Annotated in this window: 16 protein-coding genes and 1 tRNA gene; 13 read left to right on the forward strand and 4 right to left on the reverse strand. The window is 68.5% G+C overall.

Annotated elements, in window-relative coordinates:
• The first annotated feature begins 186 nt into the window (after positions 1-186).
• Genes AC0J5J_RS13615 through AC0J5J_RS13625 form a run of 3 tightly spaced genes read left to right on the forward strand, consistent with a single transcriptional unit; the run spans position 187 to position 3,286 of the window.
• Complete coding sequence (locus AC0J5J_RS13615; protein WP_166785490.1) at positions 187-1,167, forward strand: glycoside hydrolase family protein; 981 nt, start codon at positions 187-189, stop codon at positions 1,165-1,167.
• A 1-nt stretch (position 1,168) separates the two neighbouring features.
• Positions 1,169-2,743, forward strand: a complete 1,575-nt coding sequence (locus AC0J5J_RS13620) for a glycoside hydrolase family 31 protein (RefSeq protein ID WP_474898489.1) — start codon at positions 1,169-1,171, stop codon at positions 2,741-2,743.
• Between the two features lie 9 nt (positions 2,744-2,752).
• Positions 2,753-3,286, forward strand: coding sequence for a DUF7010 family protein (locus tag AC0J5J_RS13625; protein ID WP_474898491.1), 534 nt, complete (start codon positions 2,753-2,755; stop codon positions 3,284-3,286).
• A 183-nt stretch (positions 3,287-3,469) separates the two neighbouring features.
• Here the strand turns inward: AC0J5J_RS13625 and AC0J5J_RS13630 are convergent, their stop codons facing one another.
• A complete protein-coding gene (locus AC0J5J_RS13630; RefSeq protein WP_474898493.1) occupies positions 3,470-3,823 on the reverse strand; it encodes a GYD domain-containing protein in 354 nt (117 codons plus the stop codon).
• A gap of 271 nt (positions 3,824-4,094) precedes the next feature.
• On the opposite strand from AC0J5J_RS13630, the gene AC0J5J_RS13635 reads away from it, so the two are divergent.
• Positions 4,095-5,555, forward strand: a complete 1,461-nt coding sequence (locus AC0J5J_RS13635) for a DUF222 domain-containing protein (protein ID WP_474898495.1) — start codon at positions 4,095-4,097, stop codon at positions 5,553-5,555.
• A gap of 317 nt (positions 5,556-5,872) precedes the next feature.
• Here the strand turns inward: AC0J5J_RS13635 and AC0J5J_RS13640 are convergent, their stop codons facing one another.
• The 3 genes from AC0J5J_RS13640 to AC0J5J_RS13650 form a co-directional block, all read right to left on the reverse strand.
• A complete protein-coding gene (locus AC0J5J_RS13640; RefSeq protein WP_474898497.1) occupies positions 5,873-6,799 on the reverse strand; it encodes a DUF6578 domain-containing protein in 927 nt (308 codons plus the stop codon).
• An 83-nt stretch (positions 6,800-6,882) separates the two neighbouring features.
• Positions 6,883-6,954 (reverse strand) — tRNA-Arg (locus AC0J5J_RS13645).
• Between the two features lie 141 nt (positions 6,955-7,095).
• Entirely contained in the window at positions 7,096-7,737 is a 642-nt protein-coding gene (locus tag AC0J5J_RS13650) for an iron ABC transporter ATP-binding protein (RefSeq protein WP_474898499.1), read from the reverse strand.
• Positions 7,738-7,790: 53 nt separating this feature from the next.
• On the opposite strand from AC0J5J_RS13650, the gene argS reads away from it, so the two are divergent.
• The 9 genes from argS to prfA all read left to right on the forward strand — a co-directional run bounded on the left by argS (position 7,791) and on the right by prfA (position 19,554).
• On the forward strand, positions 7,791-9,467 hold the full coding sequence (argS, locus tag AC0J5J_RS13655) for an arginine--tRNA ligase (RefSeq protein WP_474898501.1): 1,677 nt from the start codon (positions 7,791-7,793) through the stop codon (positions 9,465-9,467).
• Between the two features lies 1 nt (position 9,468).
• A complete protein-coding gene (locus AC0J5J_RS13660; protein ID WP_134424209.1) occupies positions 9,469-10,248 on the forward strand; it encodes an LmeA family phospholipid-binding protein in 780 nt (259 codons plus the stop codon).
• 90 nt (positions 10,249-10,338) lie between these two features.
• Positions 10,339-10,626 carry a hypothetical protein gene (locus tag AC0J5J_RS13665; RefSeq protein ID WP_474898503.1) on the forward strand — a complete coding sequence of 96 codons (288 nt, stop codon included), beginning with the start codon at positions 10,339-10,341 and terminating at the stop codon, positions 10,624-10,626.
• A gap of 183 nt (positions 10,627-10,809) precedes the next feature.
• Positions 10,810-12,333 carry a diaminopimelate decarboxylase gene (gene lysA, locus AC0J5J_RS13670; protein WP_474898505.1) on the forward strand — a complete coding sequence of 508 codons (1,524 nt, stop codon included), beginning with the start codon at positions 10,810-10,812 and terminating at the stop codon, positions 12,331-12,333.
• Positions 12,330-13,667 carry a homoserine dehydrogenase gene (locus tag AC0J5J_RS13675; RefSeq protein WP_134424211.1) on the forward strand — a complete coding sequence of 446 codons (1,338 nt, stop codon included), beginning with the start codon at positions 12,330-12,332 and terminating at the stop codon, positions 13,665-13,667. The genes lysA and AC0J5J_RS13675 overlap by 4 nt, the downstream gene beginning before the upstream one ends.
• Positions 13,667-14,788, forward strand: a complete 1,122-nt coding sequence (thrC, locus tag AC0J5J_RS13680; protein WP_134424212.1) for a threonine synthase — start codon at positions 13,667-13,669, stop codon at positions 14,786-14,788. The genes AC0J5J_RS13675 and thrC overlap by 1 nt, the downstream gene beginning before the upstream one ends.
• Positions 14,785-15,738, forward strand: coding sequence for a homoserine kinase (gene thrB / locus AC0J5J_RS13685; protein WP_134424213.1), 954 nt, complete (start codon positions 14,785-14,787; stop codon positions 15,736-15,738). Before thrC ends, thrB begins: the two co-directional genes overlap by 4 nt.
• Positions 15,739-16,012: 274 nt before the next feature.
• Positions 16,013-18,475, forward strand: coding sequence for a transcription termination factor Rho (gene rho / locus AC0J5J_RS13690; protein WP_241972691.1), 2,463 nt, complete (start codon positions 16,013-16,015; stop codon positions 18,473-18,475).
• Positions 18,475-19,554, forward strand: coding sequence for a peptide chain release factor 1 (gene prfA / locus AC0J5J_RS13695; RefSeq protein ID WP_134362834.1), 1,080 nt, complete (start codon positions 18,475-18,477; stop codon positions 19,552-19,554). Before rho ends, prfA begins: the two co-directional genes overlap by 1 nt.
• The last annotated feature ends 70 nt before the right edge of the window (positions 19,555-19,624 follow it).

Consider the following 19,624-nt stretch of genomic DNA (forward strand, 5'->3'; position numbering starts at 1 on the left):
AGAGACATCATTTCAGGTTGAAAGTAAGTAAGTCAATACCGTCGTGATCTTTTTTCACAAAAGCCGAAATGTCCGGAAATTCGCATGTTCTAACAGGTACTATCTTCAAATCTGAAACAAAGCGCTGGTGTTGAGGGGGGTATTGGCGCCTCTCACGCCCTGAAGTCCAACGAGGATGTGGCACCCGTGATTGCTCGGAACGGCTTCTGGATCTGGGACTCCTGGTACGTCCAGGACTCCGGCGACTACCACGCCTTCTATCTGAAGGCGCCCACGAGTCTGGCGGACCCCGATCTCCGTCACGCCCAGGCGAGGGTCGGGCATTCCGTCTCACGCGACCTGGTGTCGTGGACCACGCTGCCCGACGCGCTGCCCCCCGGCGCGATCGGAGAGTTCGACGACCTGGCCATTTGGACCGGAAGCATCGTGCGCCACGACGACGTGTGGCACCTTTTTTATACCGGGGTGGAACAGCGCAGCCGTACCCGGATCCAGCGGGTCGGCCACGCGACATCCGTCGACCTCATCGTCTGGGACCGGGTCTCGCCGACCCCGGTCACAACCGCGGATGCCCGGTGGTATTCGACCGCCGCGGCCCCGCCGGAGTTCGACGAGCCGTGGCGCGACCCCTGGGTGTTCCACTCGGCAGCCGACGGGTTGTGGCACATGCTCGTCACCGCCCGGGAGCCGGATGCCGACGCGTCCCTTCCGGGAGCTCCGACGCACGGCTCGGTCGGGCACTGTGTCTCAGCCGACCTGTTCGACTGGCAGGTCGCACCATCGCTCAGCCGGCACTCCGGGTTCGCCCAACTCGAGGTTTTGCAGGTGCTGGAGGTCGCCGGTCATCACGTCGTGGTCTTCTGTGCCACGGCACAGGACGTGATCGCCGCGGGCGTGGAGGCGGTGACCGCCACGTTCACGGCACCCGCCGACGGCCCGCTCGGTCCCTTCCACTTCGACCGGGCCGAACCCATCCGCGCCGCCGGGATCTACGCCGGTCGCATCCTGCAGCCTGCCGACGGCGGCCCGGTGCTCCTCGGCTTCGTCGAGTCCGACGCCGACGGCCTCTTCGTCGGTGTGATCTGCGACCCGATCCCACTCCAGCTGACCAGCCGGGGCACCCTGCAGCCGCATTCCGCCGCCGAGCCCGACCGTCGTGAGGCCTGAGATGACGCGCACGGACACGCTGCGCCTGGAACTGCTGTCCGGCGAGAAATGGTGGGGCGGCGCGGTGGCTGACGGGCAGCAGATGCCGTTCGGCACGGAGCCGCACCGGCGCGACCTGGCGGTCAACGCGGGCTTCCTCGCCGATGACTCCGCGGGTGCCAACCAGTCGGCGCCCCTGCTGGTGTCCAGTCGGGGGCGCTCGGTGTGGTCCGAGCATCCGTTCGCGTTCTCCTTCGAGAACGGATGCCTGTCGGTCGCCGGCCAGGGCCTCGTGCAGACGCGGGCGGGGGACTCGTTGCGCGAGGCCTTCCGGCACGCCTCGGCGGCCTTCTTTCCGCCGTCGGGCCGGGCCCCGGCCGAGGAACTGTTCACCGGACCGCAGTACAACACCTGGATCGAACTGCCATACGCACCGACGCAGCAGGGGGTGCTGGACTACGTGCGGGGCATCCTCGACGCCGGGTTTCCGCCCGGACCGGTGATGATCGACGACAACTGGTCGCCCGGTTACGGCAGCTGGACCTTCGACCCGCTGCGGTTCCCGGACCCCGGGGAGATGACCCGGGTTCTCACGGAGTGGGGCTGCACCGTGATGCTCTGGCTCGTGCCGTTCGTCAGCCCCGACACCGCAGTGTTCCGTGACCTGAACCGGCGCGGCCTGCTGGTGCGCGGGGCCGACGGGGAGGTGGCGATCCGCCGGTGGTGGAACGGCTACGGCGCCGTGCTCGACGCCACCAACCCGGAGACCGTCGCGTGGCTGACCGCGGGACTCCGTGCGCTGATCGACGATCACGGCGTCGCCGGCTTCAAATTCGACGGCGGCGATCTTCGTGACTACCGGGAGGGGGACCTGACGCTGGTGCCGACCGACCGGGCCGGTCAGTGCGAGGCCTGGTCCCGGATCGGGCTGGAGTTCCCCGTCAATGAGTACCGCTCCGGGTGGAAGATGGGCGGCCAGCCGTTGGCCGAACGCCTGCACGACAAGCCGCCCGTGTGGGGTGCCGGCGGCCTCGACTCGCTCATCCCGGAATCCATCGCCCAGGGTCTGATCGGGTCGGCGTTCGTCTGCCCCGACATGGTCGGCGGCGGAGACCTCTCGCACTTCGCCGATGTGACAGCCGTGGACCAGGAGCTCTTCGTGCGCTTCGCGCAGTGCGCGGCGCTGTTCCCCATGGTGCAGTTCTCGCTCTCGCCGTGGCGCGTTCTCGACCCGGAGCATCTCGCCGCGGTGAGGGCCGCCATAGACATCCGGCAGTTCCTGCTGCCCGAAATTCTCGCCCTTGTTCGCGCGGCCGCGACGACGGGCGAGCCCATCCTGCGGTCGCTCGGATACCACCATCCCGGCTTCGAGCACGTGACGGATCAGTTCCTGCTGGGCGAGGACGTGCTCGTGGCGCCGGTTCTGCGGCAGGGAGCGACGAGTCGAACCGTGGTCTTCCCTCCGGGCCGCTGGGTCGCCGTTGACGGCTCGAGCCAGATGGGGCCCAGCGCGGCGGAGTTGCCCGTGACGCTGGGCACGCTGCCCTGGTTTCGGCGCGGGGCTGGTGACGCGTCCGGGAAGGGATCGGACTGCTAGGAAGGACTCATGACGATCATCGAGGCTCAGGCTGATGTCCGGCGCGCCTATCGTGGCGGTTTCAGCGGCCCGTTGGTGTCGGCGCTCATCTGGGCGATAGCGAACACCGTCTACCTGCTCGTATCGCCCGGCGCGGCCATCGTGGCGCTCTTTTTTGGCGGCATGCTGATCTTTCCGCTGTCCGCCGTGATTCTGCGGATGATGCCCGGGCGGATCCCCCTCCCCGCGGGGCATCCGTCGAACGCTCTCGCCATGCAATCCGCGTTCACTGTGCCCGTCGGGTTGCTCGTCGCCATCGCTCTGGGAACGTACGAACCGGTTCTGTTCTTTCCGGCGTCGCTGCTGATCGTCGGGGCGCACTATTTCGTCTTCGTGTCCCTGTACGGCACCAGGATCTTCGCGGTACTCGGCGGAACGCTGGTGGCCCTGGGCGCAATCGGCATGTTCCTCGTGCCCGGAATCGGCGCCGTCAGCGGTTGGATCGGAGGCGCGGTCTTCCTGGTCTTCACTCCGGTCCTGCTGCGCAGCGGGCGCCGCGCCTGAACACGCGGGCTCGCGACCTCCAGCTGGCGCGTGCGACGGATGCGGGCAGTAGCGTTCCGCACGGATGCCGCAGACTGGGCAGATGGATGAGTGCGCCATTGACGCAGACGGCCCGGCGTGCCCGGCGTGCGGGACCGAGATGGCCCCCGACGGTGTGGACACGGCCGAGGGACTCGAGTCCTGTCACCGTTGCCCACGTTGCAAGCTGGTCGTCGTGGTTTCAGGCTTCTGGGCGGAGTGAAACGGATGTCGCCGACCCAGTACCGCAGGTCGCCAACGGGCCGGGAGGTCGGTCGGCCGGGTCACGGACCCCGTGGAATTGATCATGTGCGAGAGGGCCGCGGCGGATGACGGCTCGGGAACGTCGATCATCCCGGGGACATCCGTCTCGCCGAAGGCGAAATAGTAGCTCTCCAGCGAGCCGCCCACCGAGGTGAGAGCCGAGACGAGTGCCTTCCGGCGACGGGTGCCGCCTTCGCGCATCAGGCCTGTGATTCTTTCGCTCACGTAATTCACTTCGAGCAGATACTTGCTCATGGTTATCTACCGTCCTGTGTGTTCAGGTCTCGAGCATCCCGAGGAGTGCCCGAGACCTGTTGCGCGGCGACCTGTCGAGACCCCCGGTGGTCGAGCCCGCTCCCGGTGGTCGAGCCTGTCGAGACCCGGCGAGCCGACCCTGCTCCCGGTGGTCGAGCTTGTCGAGACCCGGCATGCCGACCCTGATCATTTAGAACACGACTTCGAAAACTAGCTCACAAATATGTGACAGACTCTCGACTACGCGTACTATTCCTGATATCCTCAACGCATGACCACCACCGCAGACGACCTCAGAACGGCAACGGATGCCGTCGCCCGCCTGGGCTCGTCCTGCGCCGATTACGAGGCTCTTCCCGATGCCGAGGTGCTGGCCGGTCAGAAGCAGATCGCGGCAGCCCGGCGGCTCCTCGATACCCGGTCGGCGTGGATGGCGGCGACCATCGCCCGCCGCTCCCGGCCCGAGCTCGGCCACTCCGGTCTCGCCGCGCAGCAGGGGTTCCTCTCACCGGAGGCGCTGATCCAGACGGTGACCGGCTCAACCAAGAACGACGCCTTCAAGCTCGTCGCCGTCGGCACGATGATGGCCGACGCCGAAGCGGCGGAGAAGCTCGTCGAGGCGGCCGTGGACGCACCCGACAGTGATCCCGGTCTCGTCGCCGCTTTCGTGGCGAAGGTGCCGTGGCAGGCGCCGATCGCCCGGGCGGTCACCGACGGCAGCCTCTCGGTCGACGCGGCCGAGTCGATCCGTTCCGGTCTCGGCCAGATCGACGCCGCGGTCACCGCCGAGAAGCTTGGCACCGCCCTCGAATCCCTCCTTGTCGAGGCCGCGTCACTGAACGCCGACCAGGTCTTCAAGCTCGCCCGCCGCATCCGCGACCAGCTCGACGAGGCCGGCATCGCCGCCCGGGAGAAGCAGGCCCACGACGACCGGTTCCTGCGGGTCTACCGGCTTGGCAACGGCAAGGTGCGCCTGCACGGCCTCTTCGCACCCGAAGACGGCGAGTTCGTGCTGTCCGTGTTCGACTCCGTGACCAGCCCTCGCCGCGGCGGGGTGCGTTTCGTCGACAAGGAGAAGGCCGCCTGGGCGAAACGTGTGCAGGATGACCCGCGCAGCACGGAGCAGATCGCCGCCGACGCCCTGGTGCAGTTGCTGAAGATCGCCGGTGAGGCCGACCAGGGCCGGGTCTTCGGCGGGCGCTGCCCAGCGGTGCGGGTGATCGTGACCGAGAAGGCCCTGAAGCCGGGACAGCCGGCCGCCCCGGAGACCGCCGAAGCAATCGAAACCCGCGAAGCCGCCGCCCACGGTCAGATCGAAGGAAACCCCGTCCCGATCTCGCAGGAGACCATCGACCGGCTGCTCTGCGACACCGGAACCCGCGGCATCCAGGTTGACGACACCGGACAGATCATCAACGTCGGACGTGACCGACGTCTCTTCACCGAGGCGCAGCGCGCCGCGATGGGGGTCCGTGACGGGGGCTGCCGCTGGGTGGATTGCGATAGATCACCCGCGTGGACAGAAGCCCATCACATCAACGAATGGTTGAAAGACAACGGGTACACCGACCTTGCCGACGGAATACTCCTCTGCCATCCGCACCACCTGCTCCTTCACAACCAGCACTGGACGATCATCCGCACCGGAAACGACTATTGGCTCCGGCCACCGGTCGACGTCGACCCGGAGCAGACCCTGATCGCACTGCCCAGCAAGCGCGCGGGTGCTTAGTCCGGGTCTCGACAGGCTCGACCAGCATCGCGGGAGCCTCGGGCGGGTTCGGCGCCGGGTCTCGACAGGCTCGACCACCGGGTCTCGACGGGCTCGACCACCGGGTCTTGACAGGCTCGACCACCGGGGAGGGGAACCTCCGGAGGGTGGCTCGCCGGGTCTCGACAGGCTCGACCACCGGGGAGGGGAACCTCCGGAGGGTGGCTCGCCGGGTCTCGACAGGCTCGACCACCGGGGAGGGGAACCTCCGGAGGGTGGCTCGCCGGGTCTCGACGGGCTCGCCCACCGGGTGGGTCTCGACAGGCTCGACCAACGGGTCACCAAGGGGAGTAGCGGTGCTCTCCGCGTTGGACTCGCTCCCATAGGGGGCGAGCGACGGCCATCACCCCGTCGGATTCGAAGGGTCGAAAGCTGATCGCGGCGGTCCAGGCCCGGCCGTCTTCCGCGAGCACCTCGGTCTCGAGGCGTTGCGCGGGGGAACCAACGGGCCGGACATGCTCGCAGACCCGACCGGCGGCTGCGGCCTCGAGGAAGATCCTCACGAGGGCGGCGTCAGTGACGGATGCGGGCACGTGCCAGGTGCCGTCGCCGACGTGAACGGTGATCCCATCGGTGTCTGCTGCGCTGCGGGCCCATCGGATGGTGGTTGCACCGTCCCGGTGGGGCTCGACGGTCATTGCCGACCGGTCCGCTGCGCGGGAGGCTCGTGCGACGTGGGCGTAGCGACGCTCCGCATCATCGGCAAGGGCTTCGAGCAAGACACCGATCCCGTCCCGCATCCGTTCACGGTCTCGCATCGCGACCTGGGCATCGCGCTCGCGCTGCGCGATGGTCTCCGCGCTGAGCCGGTACGCCGGCAACGGGATGTCATCGGGGACGTCGAGAACCACCCGGTACTCGTCGAACTCCGCCGCCGTGATCTCACCGACCGTGGCCTCGCCGACCGAACCGAGCGAACGGGTGGTCGGCTGCGAGGTGTCCCAGGTGTATGCCCCGGCGAGACCGGGCGTCGGGATGCGCGCATGGCGGAGTCCGTCGATCGCTGTGACGGTGCCGGTCACTTCCCAGTGCGGCACATCCGGCGGCGTCTGACCGTGGTGCTCCTCCTCGAACCGGGGCGGCACTCCGGCCGGGCAGGCGGCGGGATCGGCAGCGAGAAGCTGGAATGTCGTCTGGTCGCCGACACGGAACGACGGGCCACAGCAAGCTTGTTCCCAATGCGTGATGACGACTTCGATCTGCATTCCGTCAGCCTAGGGCTCGCTATCCGCACACGACAGCATCGTTTGAGCGAACGCCGACGAAATCGTCGTGCCGGGAAAAAATGTGCCCCCAGGCAGATTCGAACTGCCGCCCCTGCCTCCGGAGGGCAGTGCTCTATCCCCTGAGCTATGGGGGCCAGGGAAAACACTAGGTTATCAGCATCTCGGCGTGCCATGCACCGCATCGAGTTCGACGGATGCGGTCGAGTTCGCCCGGCACGCCACCCGAACTCGACCGCACGTGCCGAACTCGGCGGTTCAGGCGGCGCGCGCGCCGGCTACTGCAGGTTGGCGATCGCCGCGGAGACGAGGGCTTCGGCATCGCCCGGCTCGAAGAATTCGGGCGAGCCAACCGTGACCCAGTAGGTGGGAGTGAAGGCCTGGGCCACTCCGGTGCCGTCGGCCGCCGAGAAGTAGCCCTCGACCGCGGGCGGGGTGCCGTAAGTGGGAACGATCTTGCCGGAGCTGAGGGCGTCGTTCTTGAGCTGCGCCAGCAGCACCTCGTTCGGCTGGGCCACCGACACTTCGATGATTTCGCCGCTGCTCTGGTTGAGCAGGCCGCAGTTCAGCCCCTGGAACTCGGCTGCCGTCTCACCCTCGGCGAGGGTCGGCTCGAAGTCGGGCGCGGAGCCGAAATTCGGGTTGAACGCGTAGATGTCGTCGAGGGTGAGCACCTGGTCGCAGGTGAGCGCCACCGGCGTGCCCGCGGCAGTGGGTGTCGGCGTCGCGGTCGCGTCCGGAGTCGACGTCGCATCCGTTGTCGATCCGGGAGTCGACGAGGCCGACGAGCCGGTTCCGGGGGCTGCGTCCGACGCGCAGCCGGCCAGCGCCACGACGGCGATCGCCCCGGTGGCGAGGACAAGGGTGGAGGTGCGCAGGAGCCGTTCGCGCTGAAGTCTCGGCAGGAGGGAGTGGGTCACGCTTGACCTTACCAAGGGGGCTGTCCTGGACCGGGCCGGTAAGATGATTCTTCGTGACTCCCGCTGAACTTTCCCAATCCCTGTTCGACCTCATCCTCCAGTTGAGCGAGCGTCGACGCGAGGCCGGAAGCGAGATGACCGACCTGACCCTGACCGTGGCGGACGTCACGCTCGAGCGTCCGCGCAACCGGGACCACGGTGACTGGGCGTCCAGCATCGCCATGAAGATCGCCAAGCCGCTCGGCTCCACCCCGCGCGAGGTCGCCGCCGAACTGGCCGCCGGGCTCGAACAGCTTCCCGACGTGGCCTCGGTCGACGTGGCCGGACCCGGCTTCATCAACATCCGTCTCGAGGCGGCGTCTGCCGGTGCCCTCGCCAGGACCATCGTCGACGCGGGCCCTTCCTACGGCACCGGGCATCTCTACGACGGTCTCAAGATCAACCTCGAGTTCGTCTCGGCCAACCCCACGGGCCCCATCCACATGGGTGGCGTGCGCTGGGCCGCCGTGGGCGACAGCCTGGCCCGCGTGCTGCAGGCGGAGGGCGCCGACGTCACCCGCGAGTACTACTTCAACGACCACGGCTCGCAGATCGACCGTTTCGCGCGCAGCGTTCTTGCCGGTTACCTGGGCGAGCCCACCCCCGAAGACGGTTACGGCGGCGCCTACATCGGCGACATCGCCGACCAGGTCGTGGCCAGCCATGCGGGCGATATCGCCGTGCTGTCCCGGGACGAACAGCAGGAGGTCTTCCGCAGTGTCGGCGTCGACCTGATGTTCACCGAGATCAAGGAGAAGCTGCACGGCTTCGGCGTGGACTTCGACGTGTACTTCCACGAGGACTCCCTGCACGAGTCGGGCGCCGTCAACCGGGCCATCGAACGGCTGCGCGAACAGGGCCACATCTTCGAGGAAGACGGGGCCATCTGGCTGCGCACGACCACGTTCGGCGACGACCGCGACCGGGTCATCATCCGCTCGAACGGTGAACCGGCCTACATCTCCGGCGACCTCGGCTATTACCTCGACAAGCGCGAGCGCGGCTTCGACCAGAACCTGATCATGCTCGGTGCCGACCACCACGGCTACGTCGGCCGCATGATGGCCATGGTCGAGGCGTTCGGCGACGTGCCCGGCGTCAACCTGCAGATCCTGATCGGCCAGATGGTCAACCTGCTCAAGGGCGGCGAGCCCGTTCGGATGAGCAAGCGTGCCGGCACCATCGTCACCCTCGACGACCTCGTCGACGCCGTCGGCGTGGACGCCGGCCGGTACTCCCTGGTGCGTTCCAGCAGCGACACGCAGCTCGACATCGACCTCGACCTGCTCGGCAAGCGCACGAACGAGAACCCCGTTTTCTACGTGCAGTATGCGCACGCCCGCACCTGCTCGGTCGCCCGCAACGCGGCCGCCGCGGGCGTCGAGCGCACCGCGTTCGCCCCCGAGCTGCTCACCCACGACAGCGAATCGGCCCTGCTCGGCGTGCTGCAGGAGTACCCGCGCGTCGTGGCGCAGGCCGCCGAGCTGCGCGAACCCCACCGCATCGCCCGCTACATCGAAGAGGTCGCCGGCTACTACCACCGCTGGTACGACAGCTGCCGCGTGATCCCGCTCGGCGACGAGCCGATCACCGACCTGCACCGCACCCGGCTGTGGCTCAACGACGCCACCGGTCAGGTCATCCGCAACGGGCTCGGTCTGCTCGGCGTCTCCGCGCCGGAACGCATGTAGCGTGGACGCCTCCGGCCGCAAGTCCCGGCGCCGCGGCCTCGGCGCCTTCGTGGTGGCCGGCCTGGTCGTGCTCGGCCTGGTTGCGGCGTTCTTCTTCATCGACGGTGGGCTGCGCGGCTATGCCGAGGGCCAGGTCGAGCAGGAGATCGCCGCGAACCTGCCCGAGACCGTGACCGGACACGTCTCCGTCTCCATCGGTGGGCTGTCGGTCATCGCGCAGTACCTCGGCGGCAGCTTCGACCGGGTCGCCCTGGAATCCGAGGCCCTGACCGTGGACGGCGTGCCGGCATCCGTGCACGTGGTGGCGACGGATGTCCCACTCGAGTCGTCCGAGCCCGTCGGCGACCTGCGCGGCATCATCGATCTCGAACCCGCGGCCCTCAGCACGCTGCTGGCCCGGGCGCTGCCGGGCGACGCCCCCGACGCGAGTGTCGAACTCGGCGCAGACGAGGTCAGCTACAGCGGCAGCGCGGAGGTGCTTGGATTCCCGATCGGCTACCGCGCCTCGGCGGTCCCGACCGCGGACACCGACGCTCTTCTGCTCACCCCGAGCGGCGCCAGCGTCACCTCCGGCGGCGGCAGCGTCGATGCCGGCAACCTGCTCTCGCTGGTACTGGGCGACGAACCCGTGCGCATCTGTGTCGCCGAGTACCTCCCCGAGGGGGTCACCCTGGCCGGGGTGAACGTCACGCCGGAACGCGCCCGGCTCACGCTCCAGTCGAGTGCGCTGACACTGACCCGGGAGTCGCTCACCACGCTGGGCAGCTGCGCCAACGGCTGACCGTGACCAAACCGGGTCCTGACACTCTGGCCCCGGAGTCGTACGCTTAAGGTATCGACGGTCGCTCATTCGTCTGTTCGAGGAGGCACCATGACTCATCTGCGCATTCAACATCCCGTGCCCGACTACGACCGGTGGAAGCGTGCGTTCGACCTGGACCCGGCGGACCGCCGCGGATCAGGCGTGCTGCGGTACACGATCCTCCGCTCGGCGACGCAGCCCACCATCGTCATGGTCGACCTGGAACTGGGCTCGGTCCGGGAGGCCGAGAAGCTGCTTCTCAAGCTGCGGCGGCTCTGGAGCAGCACCGGCCCGACCGTCATGACCGACCCCGAAGCGTGGATCGTAGACGTGACCGAAACCGTCGAACTGGACTAGAAACGGCCCACCGCGCCGCATGCCGTAACGCGATTCGGCTCTCACCGGCGGCGTTCGCTACAATCAGGGCAGGTCCCCGGTCGCAACCGGCGGCATCCTTTTCACTGGCTTCAGGGACCAATCCGGGTTCGCTCGCCACTTTAGTGAGACACCCACTCGACATTTCCCGTGAGGTTTTCACCCGTGGCCATCAACCCGCTCGCCCCCGACTGGCTCCGCCCGCCCGACGACGCCAACGCGCTCGTCGACGGCCTCTGGCCGGCCACCACCGAACGCACCCCGCAGGGTGACCTCGCCATCGGCGGCTGCACAGCCTCCGACCTGGCCGCCGAATTCGGCACCCCTCTCTACGTGATCGACGAGACGGATGTCCGCACCCGCGCCGCAGCTCTCCGCGCCGCGTTCGAGGCCGAGTTCGCCCGGATCGGCACCAGCGTGCACATCTACTACGCCGGCAAAGCCTTCCTCTCCACCGAGATCGCGCGCTGGATGCTGGCCGAGGGTCTCAACCTCGACATCTGCACCGGCGGGGAACTCGCCGTCGCCCTCGCCGCCGGCACCCCGCCGAACCGGCTCGGCTACCACGGCAATAACAAGTCCCTCGCGGAAATCGACGAGGCGTGCCGGGTCGGCGTGGGCACGATCGTGATCGACAGCCCGGTCGAGATCGGCCGGGTCGCCGCGGCCGCCGCCCGGTACGGCATCGTGCAGGGCGTGCGCCTGCGCGTGAACAGCGGCGTGCACGCGCACACCCACGACTTCCTCGCCACCGCCCACGAGGACCAGAAGTTCGGCGTGACGCTCGACGACGCCGCAGCGCTGGTGGGCCGCATCCGGGCCGAGCCGAGCCTCGACTTCCGCGGCCTGCACTGCCATATCGGGTCGCAGATCTTCGGCGCGGACGGCTTCGCCGAATCCGCGTCGCGTCTGCTCGGTCTGCACGCCGCCCTGCTCACGGACGGTCCCGTGCCGGAGCTGAACCTCGGCGGCGGTTTCGGCATCGCCTACACCAGCGCGGACACCCCCACCCCGATAGGCGAACTCGCCGCGAGCCTGGCCGACATCGTCGCCGCCGAATGCGGAACCCTCGGCATCCCGGTGCCGGTGGTCGCTTTCGAACCCGGTCGCGCCATCGTCGGCCCGGCCGGAGTCACCCTGTACCAGGTCGGCACCACCAAGGCCGTCGACGTGGCCGGCAGCCCGCGACTCTATGTCAGCGTCGACGGCGGCATGAGCGACAACGCCCGCCCCGCCCTCTACGGCGCCGACTACAGCGTGCGGCTGGCCGGCCGGGTGTCGGCGGCTGAGCCCGTGCTGGTGCGTGTGGCCGGCAAGCACTGCGAGAGCGGCGACATCGTCGTCGACGCCGACTACCTCCCCGGCGATGTGGCCCCCGGCGACCTGGTGGCCGTCGCCGCCACCGGCGCCTACTGCTGGTCGCTGTCGAACAACTACAACTTCGTCGGCCGACCCGCCGTGGTCGCGGTGGCCGCCGGCGTTCCACGGATGCTTGTGCGCGGCGAGACCATCGCCGATCTGCTCGCCCGCGACACGGGGGTCTCGACCGGGGCAGGCTCGACCGCCGGGGTCGGGGCAGGCTCGACCACCGGGGTCGGGGCAGGCTCGACCACCGGGGTCGGGGCAGGCTCGACCACCGGGGCCGGGGCAGGCTCGACCGCCGATCTACCGAAGGAACCCGCCCGATGATCGAATACCGCAATCTGCGCGTCGCACTGCTGGGCGGCGGCTCCGTCGGCGCGCAGGTGGCCCGGCTGCTGCTCGAAAACAGTGAAGAGCTCGCCAACCGGGTCGGCGCCAACCTCGAGCTGGTCGGCATCCTGGTGCGCGACCTCGACGCCGAGCGCACCGTCGACCTGCCCCGCGAGCTGTTCACCACCGACGCCGAGACCCTGATCCTCGGCGCCGACGTCGTGATCGAGCTGATGGGCGGCATCGAGCCCGCCCGCACACTCATCCTGATGGCGATCAACTCGGGGGCGGATGTCGTCACCGCCAACAAGGCGCTGCTCGCCACCCACGGGACCGAACTCTTCGCCGCCGCCGACCAGGTCGGCGCGCAGCTCAAGTACGAGGCCGCCGTGGCCGGCGCGATCCCGATCGTGCGGCCGCTCGGTGAGAGCCTCGGCGGCGACCAGGTCAACCGCATCCTCGGCATTGTGAACGGCACCACCAACTTCATCCTCGACCGGATGGACACCGAGGGGGACACCCTCGAGGAGGCGCTTGCACTGGCCACCGACCTGGGTTATGCCGAAGCCGACCCCACCGCCGACATCGGCGGCTACGACGCGGCGCAGAAGGCGGCCATTCTCGCCAGCCTCGCCTTCCACACGACCGTGCCGCTCGCATCCGTCTACCGGGAGGGCATCACCGCCATCACGCCGGCCCAGATCGAGTCCGCCCGCAAGGCCGGGTACGTCGTGAAGCTGCTCGCCATCTGTGAACGCCTCATCGACGCCGAAACCGGCCAGGAGGGTGTCTCCGCCCGGGTCTACCCGGCCATGGTGCACCGCAGCCACCCGCTCGCCTCCGTACACGGCGCCAACAACGCCGTCTTCGTCGAGGCGGAGGCGGCCGGCAGCCTGATGTTCTACGGCGCCGGCGCCGGGGGAGTGGAGACGGCGTCCGCAGTGCTCGGCGACCTGGTGTCCCTGGCCCGCCGCCACATCGCCGGCGGCCCCGGCGTCCCCGCGTCCCAGCACGCCGACCTGCCGGTGTTCGACATCGGTCAGATCACGACGCGCTACGCCGTCACACTGGAAGTCACCGATGAGCCCGGCGTACTCGCCACACTCGCCAGTGTGTTCAGCGACCACGGTGTGTCCCTCGCCCTGGTCGAGCAGTCCATGACGCCCGCCCAGCCCGGAACCGCGAGTCGCTCCGCCGTCTCCGCCACGGCTACCCTAGTTATCGGAACGCACGAGGCCACGGAGGCGGCCCTGGCCGCCACCGTGAGCGACCTCGCCGCGAACAGATTTGTCACCAATGTCGCATCCGTTTTGAGAGTTGAAGGAGCCTGATGTCCAGCGAACGAGAGACTCTGCTGAAGCCCGCCGTGAAGACGGCGTCCCGGCAGTGGCGCGGCGTGCTGCGCGAGTACGCGGACCGTCTCAACATCACGGATGCCACCCCCATCGTCACGCTCGGCGAGGGCGGCACCCCGCTGATTCCCGCCCCGGCGCTCTCCGCCCGAACGGGTGCGAAGGTCTGGATCAAGTACGAGGGCATGAACCCGACCGGTTCCTTCAAGGACCGCGGCATGACGATGGCCATCTCGAAGGCCGTCGAAGACGGCGCCAAGGCCGTCATCTGCGCGTCCACCGGAAACACCTCCGCCTCGGCCGCCGCCTACGCGACGCACGCCGGCATCCAGGCCGTCGTGCTGGTGCCCGAGGGCAAGATCGCCATGGGCAAGCTCAGCCAGGCCATCGCGCACAACGCGCAGCTGCTGCAGGTGCAGGGCAACTTCGACGACTGCCTCGACATCGCCCGAGACCTCTCCGCGAACTACCCGGTCCACCTGGTCAATTCGGTCAACCCCGACCGCATCGAAGGCCAGAAGACGGCCGCCTTCGAGGTCGTCGAGGTGCTGGAAGACGCCCCGGACATCCACATCGTCCCGGTCGGCAACGCCGGCAACTACACCGCCTACACGCGTGGTTACACCGAAGAGCTCGAACGCGGCGCCACCACGAAGCTGCCCCGCATGTTCGGGTTCCAGGCGGCCGGTAGCGCCCCGATCGTGCTCGGCCACCGCGTCGACCACCCGGAGACCATCGCCAGCGCCATCCGGATCGGTAACCCTGCCTCCTGGGACCTCGCCCTCGCGGCGCGCTCCCTGACCGACGGCTACTTCGGTGCGATCAGCGACGAGAAGATCCTCGAGGCCTACCGCATCCTCTCGGCCGAGGTCGGCATCTTCGTCGAGCCGGCCTCCGCGATCAGCGTCGCCGGTCTGCTCGAACGCGCCGAAGCCGGGCTCATCCCCGCCGGCTCCACCGTGGTGCTCACGGTCACCGGCCACGGGCTGAAGGACCCGCAGTGGGCCCTCCGTACCGCGGACGGCTCCGACGTCACGCCGACCATCGTGCCGGTCGACACCGCCGAGATCGCCGCCGTCCTCGGGCTGGTCCAGAAATGATCATCGCCGAGGCCGTTTCCGGCCGGTCGGCGCTGGCGGGCCGTTCCGTCACCGTGCAGGTGCCGGCCACGACGGCCAACCTCGGCCCCGGCTTCGACACCCTGGGCCTGGCGCTCGCGCACCACGACCACCTCGAGGTCACGGTTCGTGACGAACCCGGCGTCACGGTCGAGGTGCACGGCGTCGGTGAGGGCGTGGTGCCCACCGACGAGTCCAATCTCGTCGTGCGCGCCATCATCCACACCTTCACGGCCTACGGTCAGGACCTGCCCGGTCTGAACCTCGTGGCCCACAATGAGATCCCGCACGGCCGCGGCATGGGTTCGTCCGGCGCCGCCATCGTCGCCGGGATCATGGCCGCCAAAGGTCTGCTCGAAGGCATCGTCGACATCGACGCCGAGGCGCTTCTGGCCCTCGCGACCGAGATGGAGGGACACCCCGACAACGTGGCACCGGCCCTGTTCGGCGGTCTCACGATCGCCTGGATGACGCCCGATGGCCCCCGTCACAAGAAGCTGATGGTGCACCGCGGCGTCAAACCGCTCGTGTTCGTTCCCGAGCACGCCATGTCCACGGCGCTGGCACGCAGCCTGCAGCCGGAGAGCGTGCCGCACGAAGACGCCGTGTTCAACCTGTCACGTTCGGCCCTGTTGATCGCCGCTCTGATCCAGAGTCCGGAACTGCTGCTCGCGGCCACCGAAGACAAGCTGCACCAGAGCTACCGTGCGGCCGCCATGCCGGAAACCAACCGATTGATCACCCTGCTCAGGGAGCACGGATTCGCCGCCGTCGTGTCCGGCGCCGGCCCGTCGATCCTCGTGCTCGCGAGTGACCCGGGGCAGCGCCTCGTCGCGGCAGAGCTCGTCGCGGCCGAGTCCGAGACGCCCTGGCAGGCTCTCATGCTCGCCGTCGACGTGCTGGGCGCGACCGTCACCCGCACCGACCGCTGACGACGAATCCGAACGCCGGGGACACGCCCTGCGGGGCGGTCCTCGGCGTTCTTGCGTTCTGCTACAGTGAAATAGCACCCGATGGAACCGCGTAACGTCCGGTTCCCTTCTCCGGTGCATTCCCTGTAACTCACTGCTATCGCATCATCTATGCGTAGCTGTGTGTGTTCACTTCAATCCACATCATTTTGGGATTGGACCACCCGCAGCGCGTGAGACGCTGCAACAGCTTCCCTGGCCAGCACGCATGACGCCAGGGGAAAGGACAATTTTCGTGACTGACGTCAACCTCCACACCCCCGGTGCGGATTCCTCGCACCTCACCAGCCTTCGCGTCGCCGAGCTTCAGGCTCTGGCGCTCGAGCTGGGCATCCCGGGTGCTTCCAAGCTTCGCAAGGGCGAGCTCGTCGGAGCCATCACCGCCGCGCAGGCTCAGACGGCCTCCGCGCCTGTCTCCGCTCCGGCTGCTCCGGTCGAAGCTGCGGCTCCCGCCGGCGAGACCGCCGATGCGGCAGCGCCGCGCAAGCGCGTGTCCCGTCGGGCCTCCACCTCCACCGCCGCTCCCGCAGTGGCACACGTCAACGCGGACGGTGAACTGGGCATCGGCATGATCGTTCCGGATGACGCCGCGACCCTTCGCCGCACCACCGCCCCCACCACCTACGCCGGCTCCTCCGCGGACTCGCCCGCGACCGAGACGGCCGCCCCGGCCCTGAAGCCGGCACGTCAGGCCCGCAAGCGCGCCACCTCGGTCACCGTGAAGGCCGCGGCCGATGCCGCCGCCGAGGCGCCCGCAGCCGCAGCCGCCCCGATCGTCACCGAGGACGCACCGGCTCCGGCCGTCGCCGAGACCGCCGTCGTGGCCGACGAGCCCACCGAGGCCGTCGAAGCTGTCGAGGCCGCCCCCGAGAGCACCGGATCCGGCCGTTCGCGCCGCAGCAGCTCACGCGGTGGCCGCAACGGAAGCGCCCGCAACAGCATCGACGCCCGTAGCAGCATCGACGCGCGCAACAACGCCGACGAGCTCGCCGCAGAGCCCGTCGCCGACCAGCACGCACCGGCCGAGCCCGCCGCCACCGATCAGGCCGAGCAGACAGACCAGACCGAGCAGGGCGAGTCGACCGACCCGGCCGAGCAGCCCCGTCAGGGACGCAACCGCAACCGCAGCCGTGGGGGCGACCGCACGCAGACCGCCGACCGCGGCACCGAGCGTGGCGAGGAAACAACCCGCCAGCAGCGCCAGACCGGCAACCGCGGCCAGGGGCAGGACAACCAGGACCGCAACCAGGACCGCAATCAGGGCCAGGAGCGCAACCAGGGCCAGGACCGCGGCCAGGGCCAGGACCGCGGCCAGGGTCAGGACCGTCAGGAACGTCAGGACCGCAACCAGCCTCAGGAGCGTCAGGACCGCAACCAGGGTCAGGACCGCCAGGACCGCCAGGGCCAGGACCGCAACGCCGGCCCCGACCGTGCCGGCCTCGAAGACGACCTGAACGGCCGCAGCAACCGCAACCGTTTCCGTGACCGCAAGCGTCGCGGCGTCACCACCGGCGACGACTTCGAACCGGAACTGAACGACGACGACGTGCTGATCCCCGTCGCCGGCATCCTCGACGTGCTCGACAACTACGCGTTCGTGCGCACCTCCGGCTACCTGCCGGGCGCCAGCGACGTCTACGTGTCGCTCGGCCAGGTCAAGAAGTACAACCTGCGCAAGGGTGACGCCGTCGTCGGTTCCATCCGCCAGCCGCACGAAGGCGATCAGAGCGGCCGCCAGAAGTACAACGCGATCGTGAAGGTCGACTCCATCAACGGTCTGACCGTCGAAGAGGCCGCCAACCGCGTTGAATTCCAGAAGCTCACCCCGCTCTACCCGACGGAGCGTCTGCGCCTTGAGACCGAGCCCGGCAAGCTGACCCAGCGGATCATCGACCTGGTCGCCCCGATCGGCAAGGGCCAGCGCGGCCTGATCGTCGCGCCGCCCAAGGCCGGCAAGACCATCGTCATGCAGCAGATCGCCAACGCCATCGCCACGAACAACCCCGAGGTCCACCTCATGGTCGTCCTGGTCGACGAGCGTCCCGAAGAGGTCACCGACATGCAGCGCACGGTGAAGGGCGAGGTCATCGCCTCCACCTTCGACCGTCCCGCCGAGGACCACACCACGGTCGCCGAGCTCGCCATCGAGCGCGCCAAGCGCCTCGTCGAGCTGGGCCACGACGTCGTCGTGCTGCTCGACTCGATCACCCGCCTGGGCCGGGCCTACAACCTGACGGCCCCGCCGTCGGGCCGCATCCTCTCCGGTGGCGTCGACGCTTCGGCGCTCTACCCGCCCAAGCGCTTCTTCGGCGCCGCGCGCAACATCGAGAACGGTGGCTCGCTCACCATCCTCGCCTCCGCCCTGGTGGAAACCGGGTCCAAGATGGACGAGGTCATCTTCGAGGAGTTCAAGGGCACCGGCAACATGGAGCTCCGCCTGTCACGCCAGCTGGCCGACAAGCGCATCTTCCCCGCCGTGGATGTCAACGCATCCGGCACCCGTCGTGAAGAAATGCTGATGAGCACCGACGAGGTCAAGATCACCTGGAAGCTGCGCCGCGCCCTCGCCGGGCTCGAGCAGCAGCAGGCGCTCGAGGTCATCCTCGGCCGCCTCAAGGAGACCACCTCCAACGTCGAGTTCCTGATGCAGGTTCAGAAGTCGATGCCGACCCTGAGCGGGTCAGACAAGGATCACTGATGTTCGAGTCTGTTCTGACTCTGCTGGCTGAGCACGACGAGCTCCAGTCTCAGCTGGCGGATCCCGAGCTGCACGCGAACCCGGCCCGCTCGAAAAAGGTCAACCGTCGCTACGCCGAACTCAGCCGCATCATCGCGGCGTGGAACGAGTGGAAAGAAATCGGTGAGAACCTCGACGCCGCGCGCGAACTCGCGGACGAGGACGCCGACTTCGCCGCGGAGATCCCCGGTCTGGTGGAGCAGCTCGAAACCGCAGCCGAAAAGCTGCGGCGCCTGCTGATCCCGCGCGACCCGCTCGACGCCCGCGACGTGATCATGGAGATCAAGATGGGGGAGGGCGGTGCGGAATCCGCACTGTTCGCCGCCGACCTGCTCCGCATGTACCTGCACTACGCGGAGTCGAAGCGCTGGAAAACCGAGATCATCGAGCAGACCACCAGCGACCTCGGCGGCATCAAGGACATCCAGCTCGCCATCAAGGGCAACTCGAGTGATCCTGCCGAAGGCGTCTGGGCGCACCTGAAGTACGAGGGAGGCGTGCACCGCGTTCAGCGGGTGCCGGCCACCGAGTCGCAGGGACGCATCCACACTTCCGCCGCCGGCGTGCTCGTCTTCCCGGAGGTCGACGAGCCCGAAGAGGTCGAGATCAGCGCGAACGACCTCAAGATCGACGTGTACCGGTCCAGCGGTCCCGGTGGCCAGTCGGTGAACACCACCGACTCCGCCGTGCGCATCACCCACCTTCCGACCGGCATCGTCGTGGCCATGCAGAACGAGAAGAGCCAGCTGCAGAACAAGGAAGCCGGCATGCGCGTTCTGCGTGCCCGCGTCCTCGCCCGTCAGCAGGAAGAGATCGACGCCGCGGCATCCCTGGTTCGGAAGGGCCAGATCCGCACCATGGACCGGTCCGAGCGCATCCGCACCTACAACTTCCCGGAGAACCGGATCGCGGACCACCGCACCGGCTACAAGGCCTACAACCTGGACACGGTCATGAACGGCGCCCTCGACGCCGTGATCGATTCCTGCATCACGGCTGACGAGGCCACCCGGCTCGCCGAGATCGGCGACCACGACTAAACCTCCGACGCGGGTGCCCAGCCCCGCTCTCTCGTAGTCTGGAGAGAGCGGCGGCTGGGTTTTCGTATGT

The sequence above is a fragment of the Cryobacterium sp. TS_SC_7 genome (assembly GCF_056156285.1).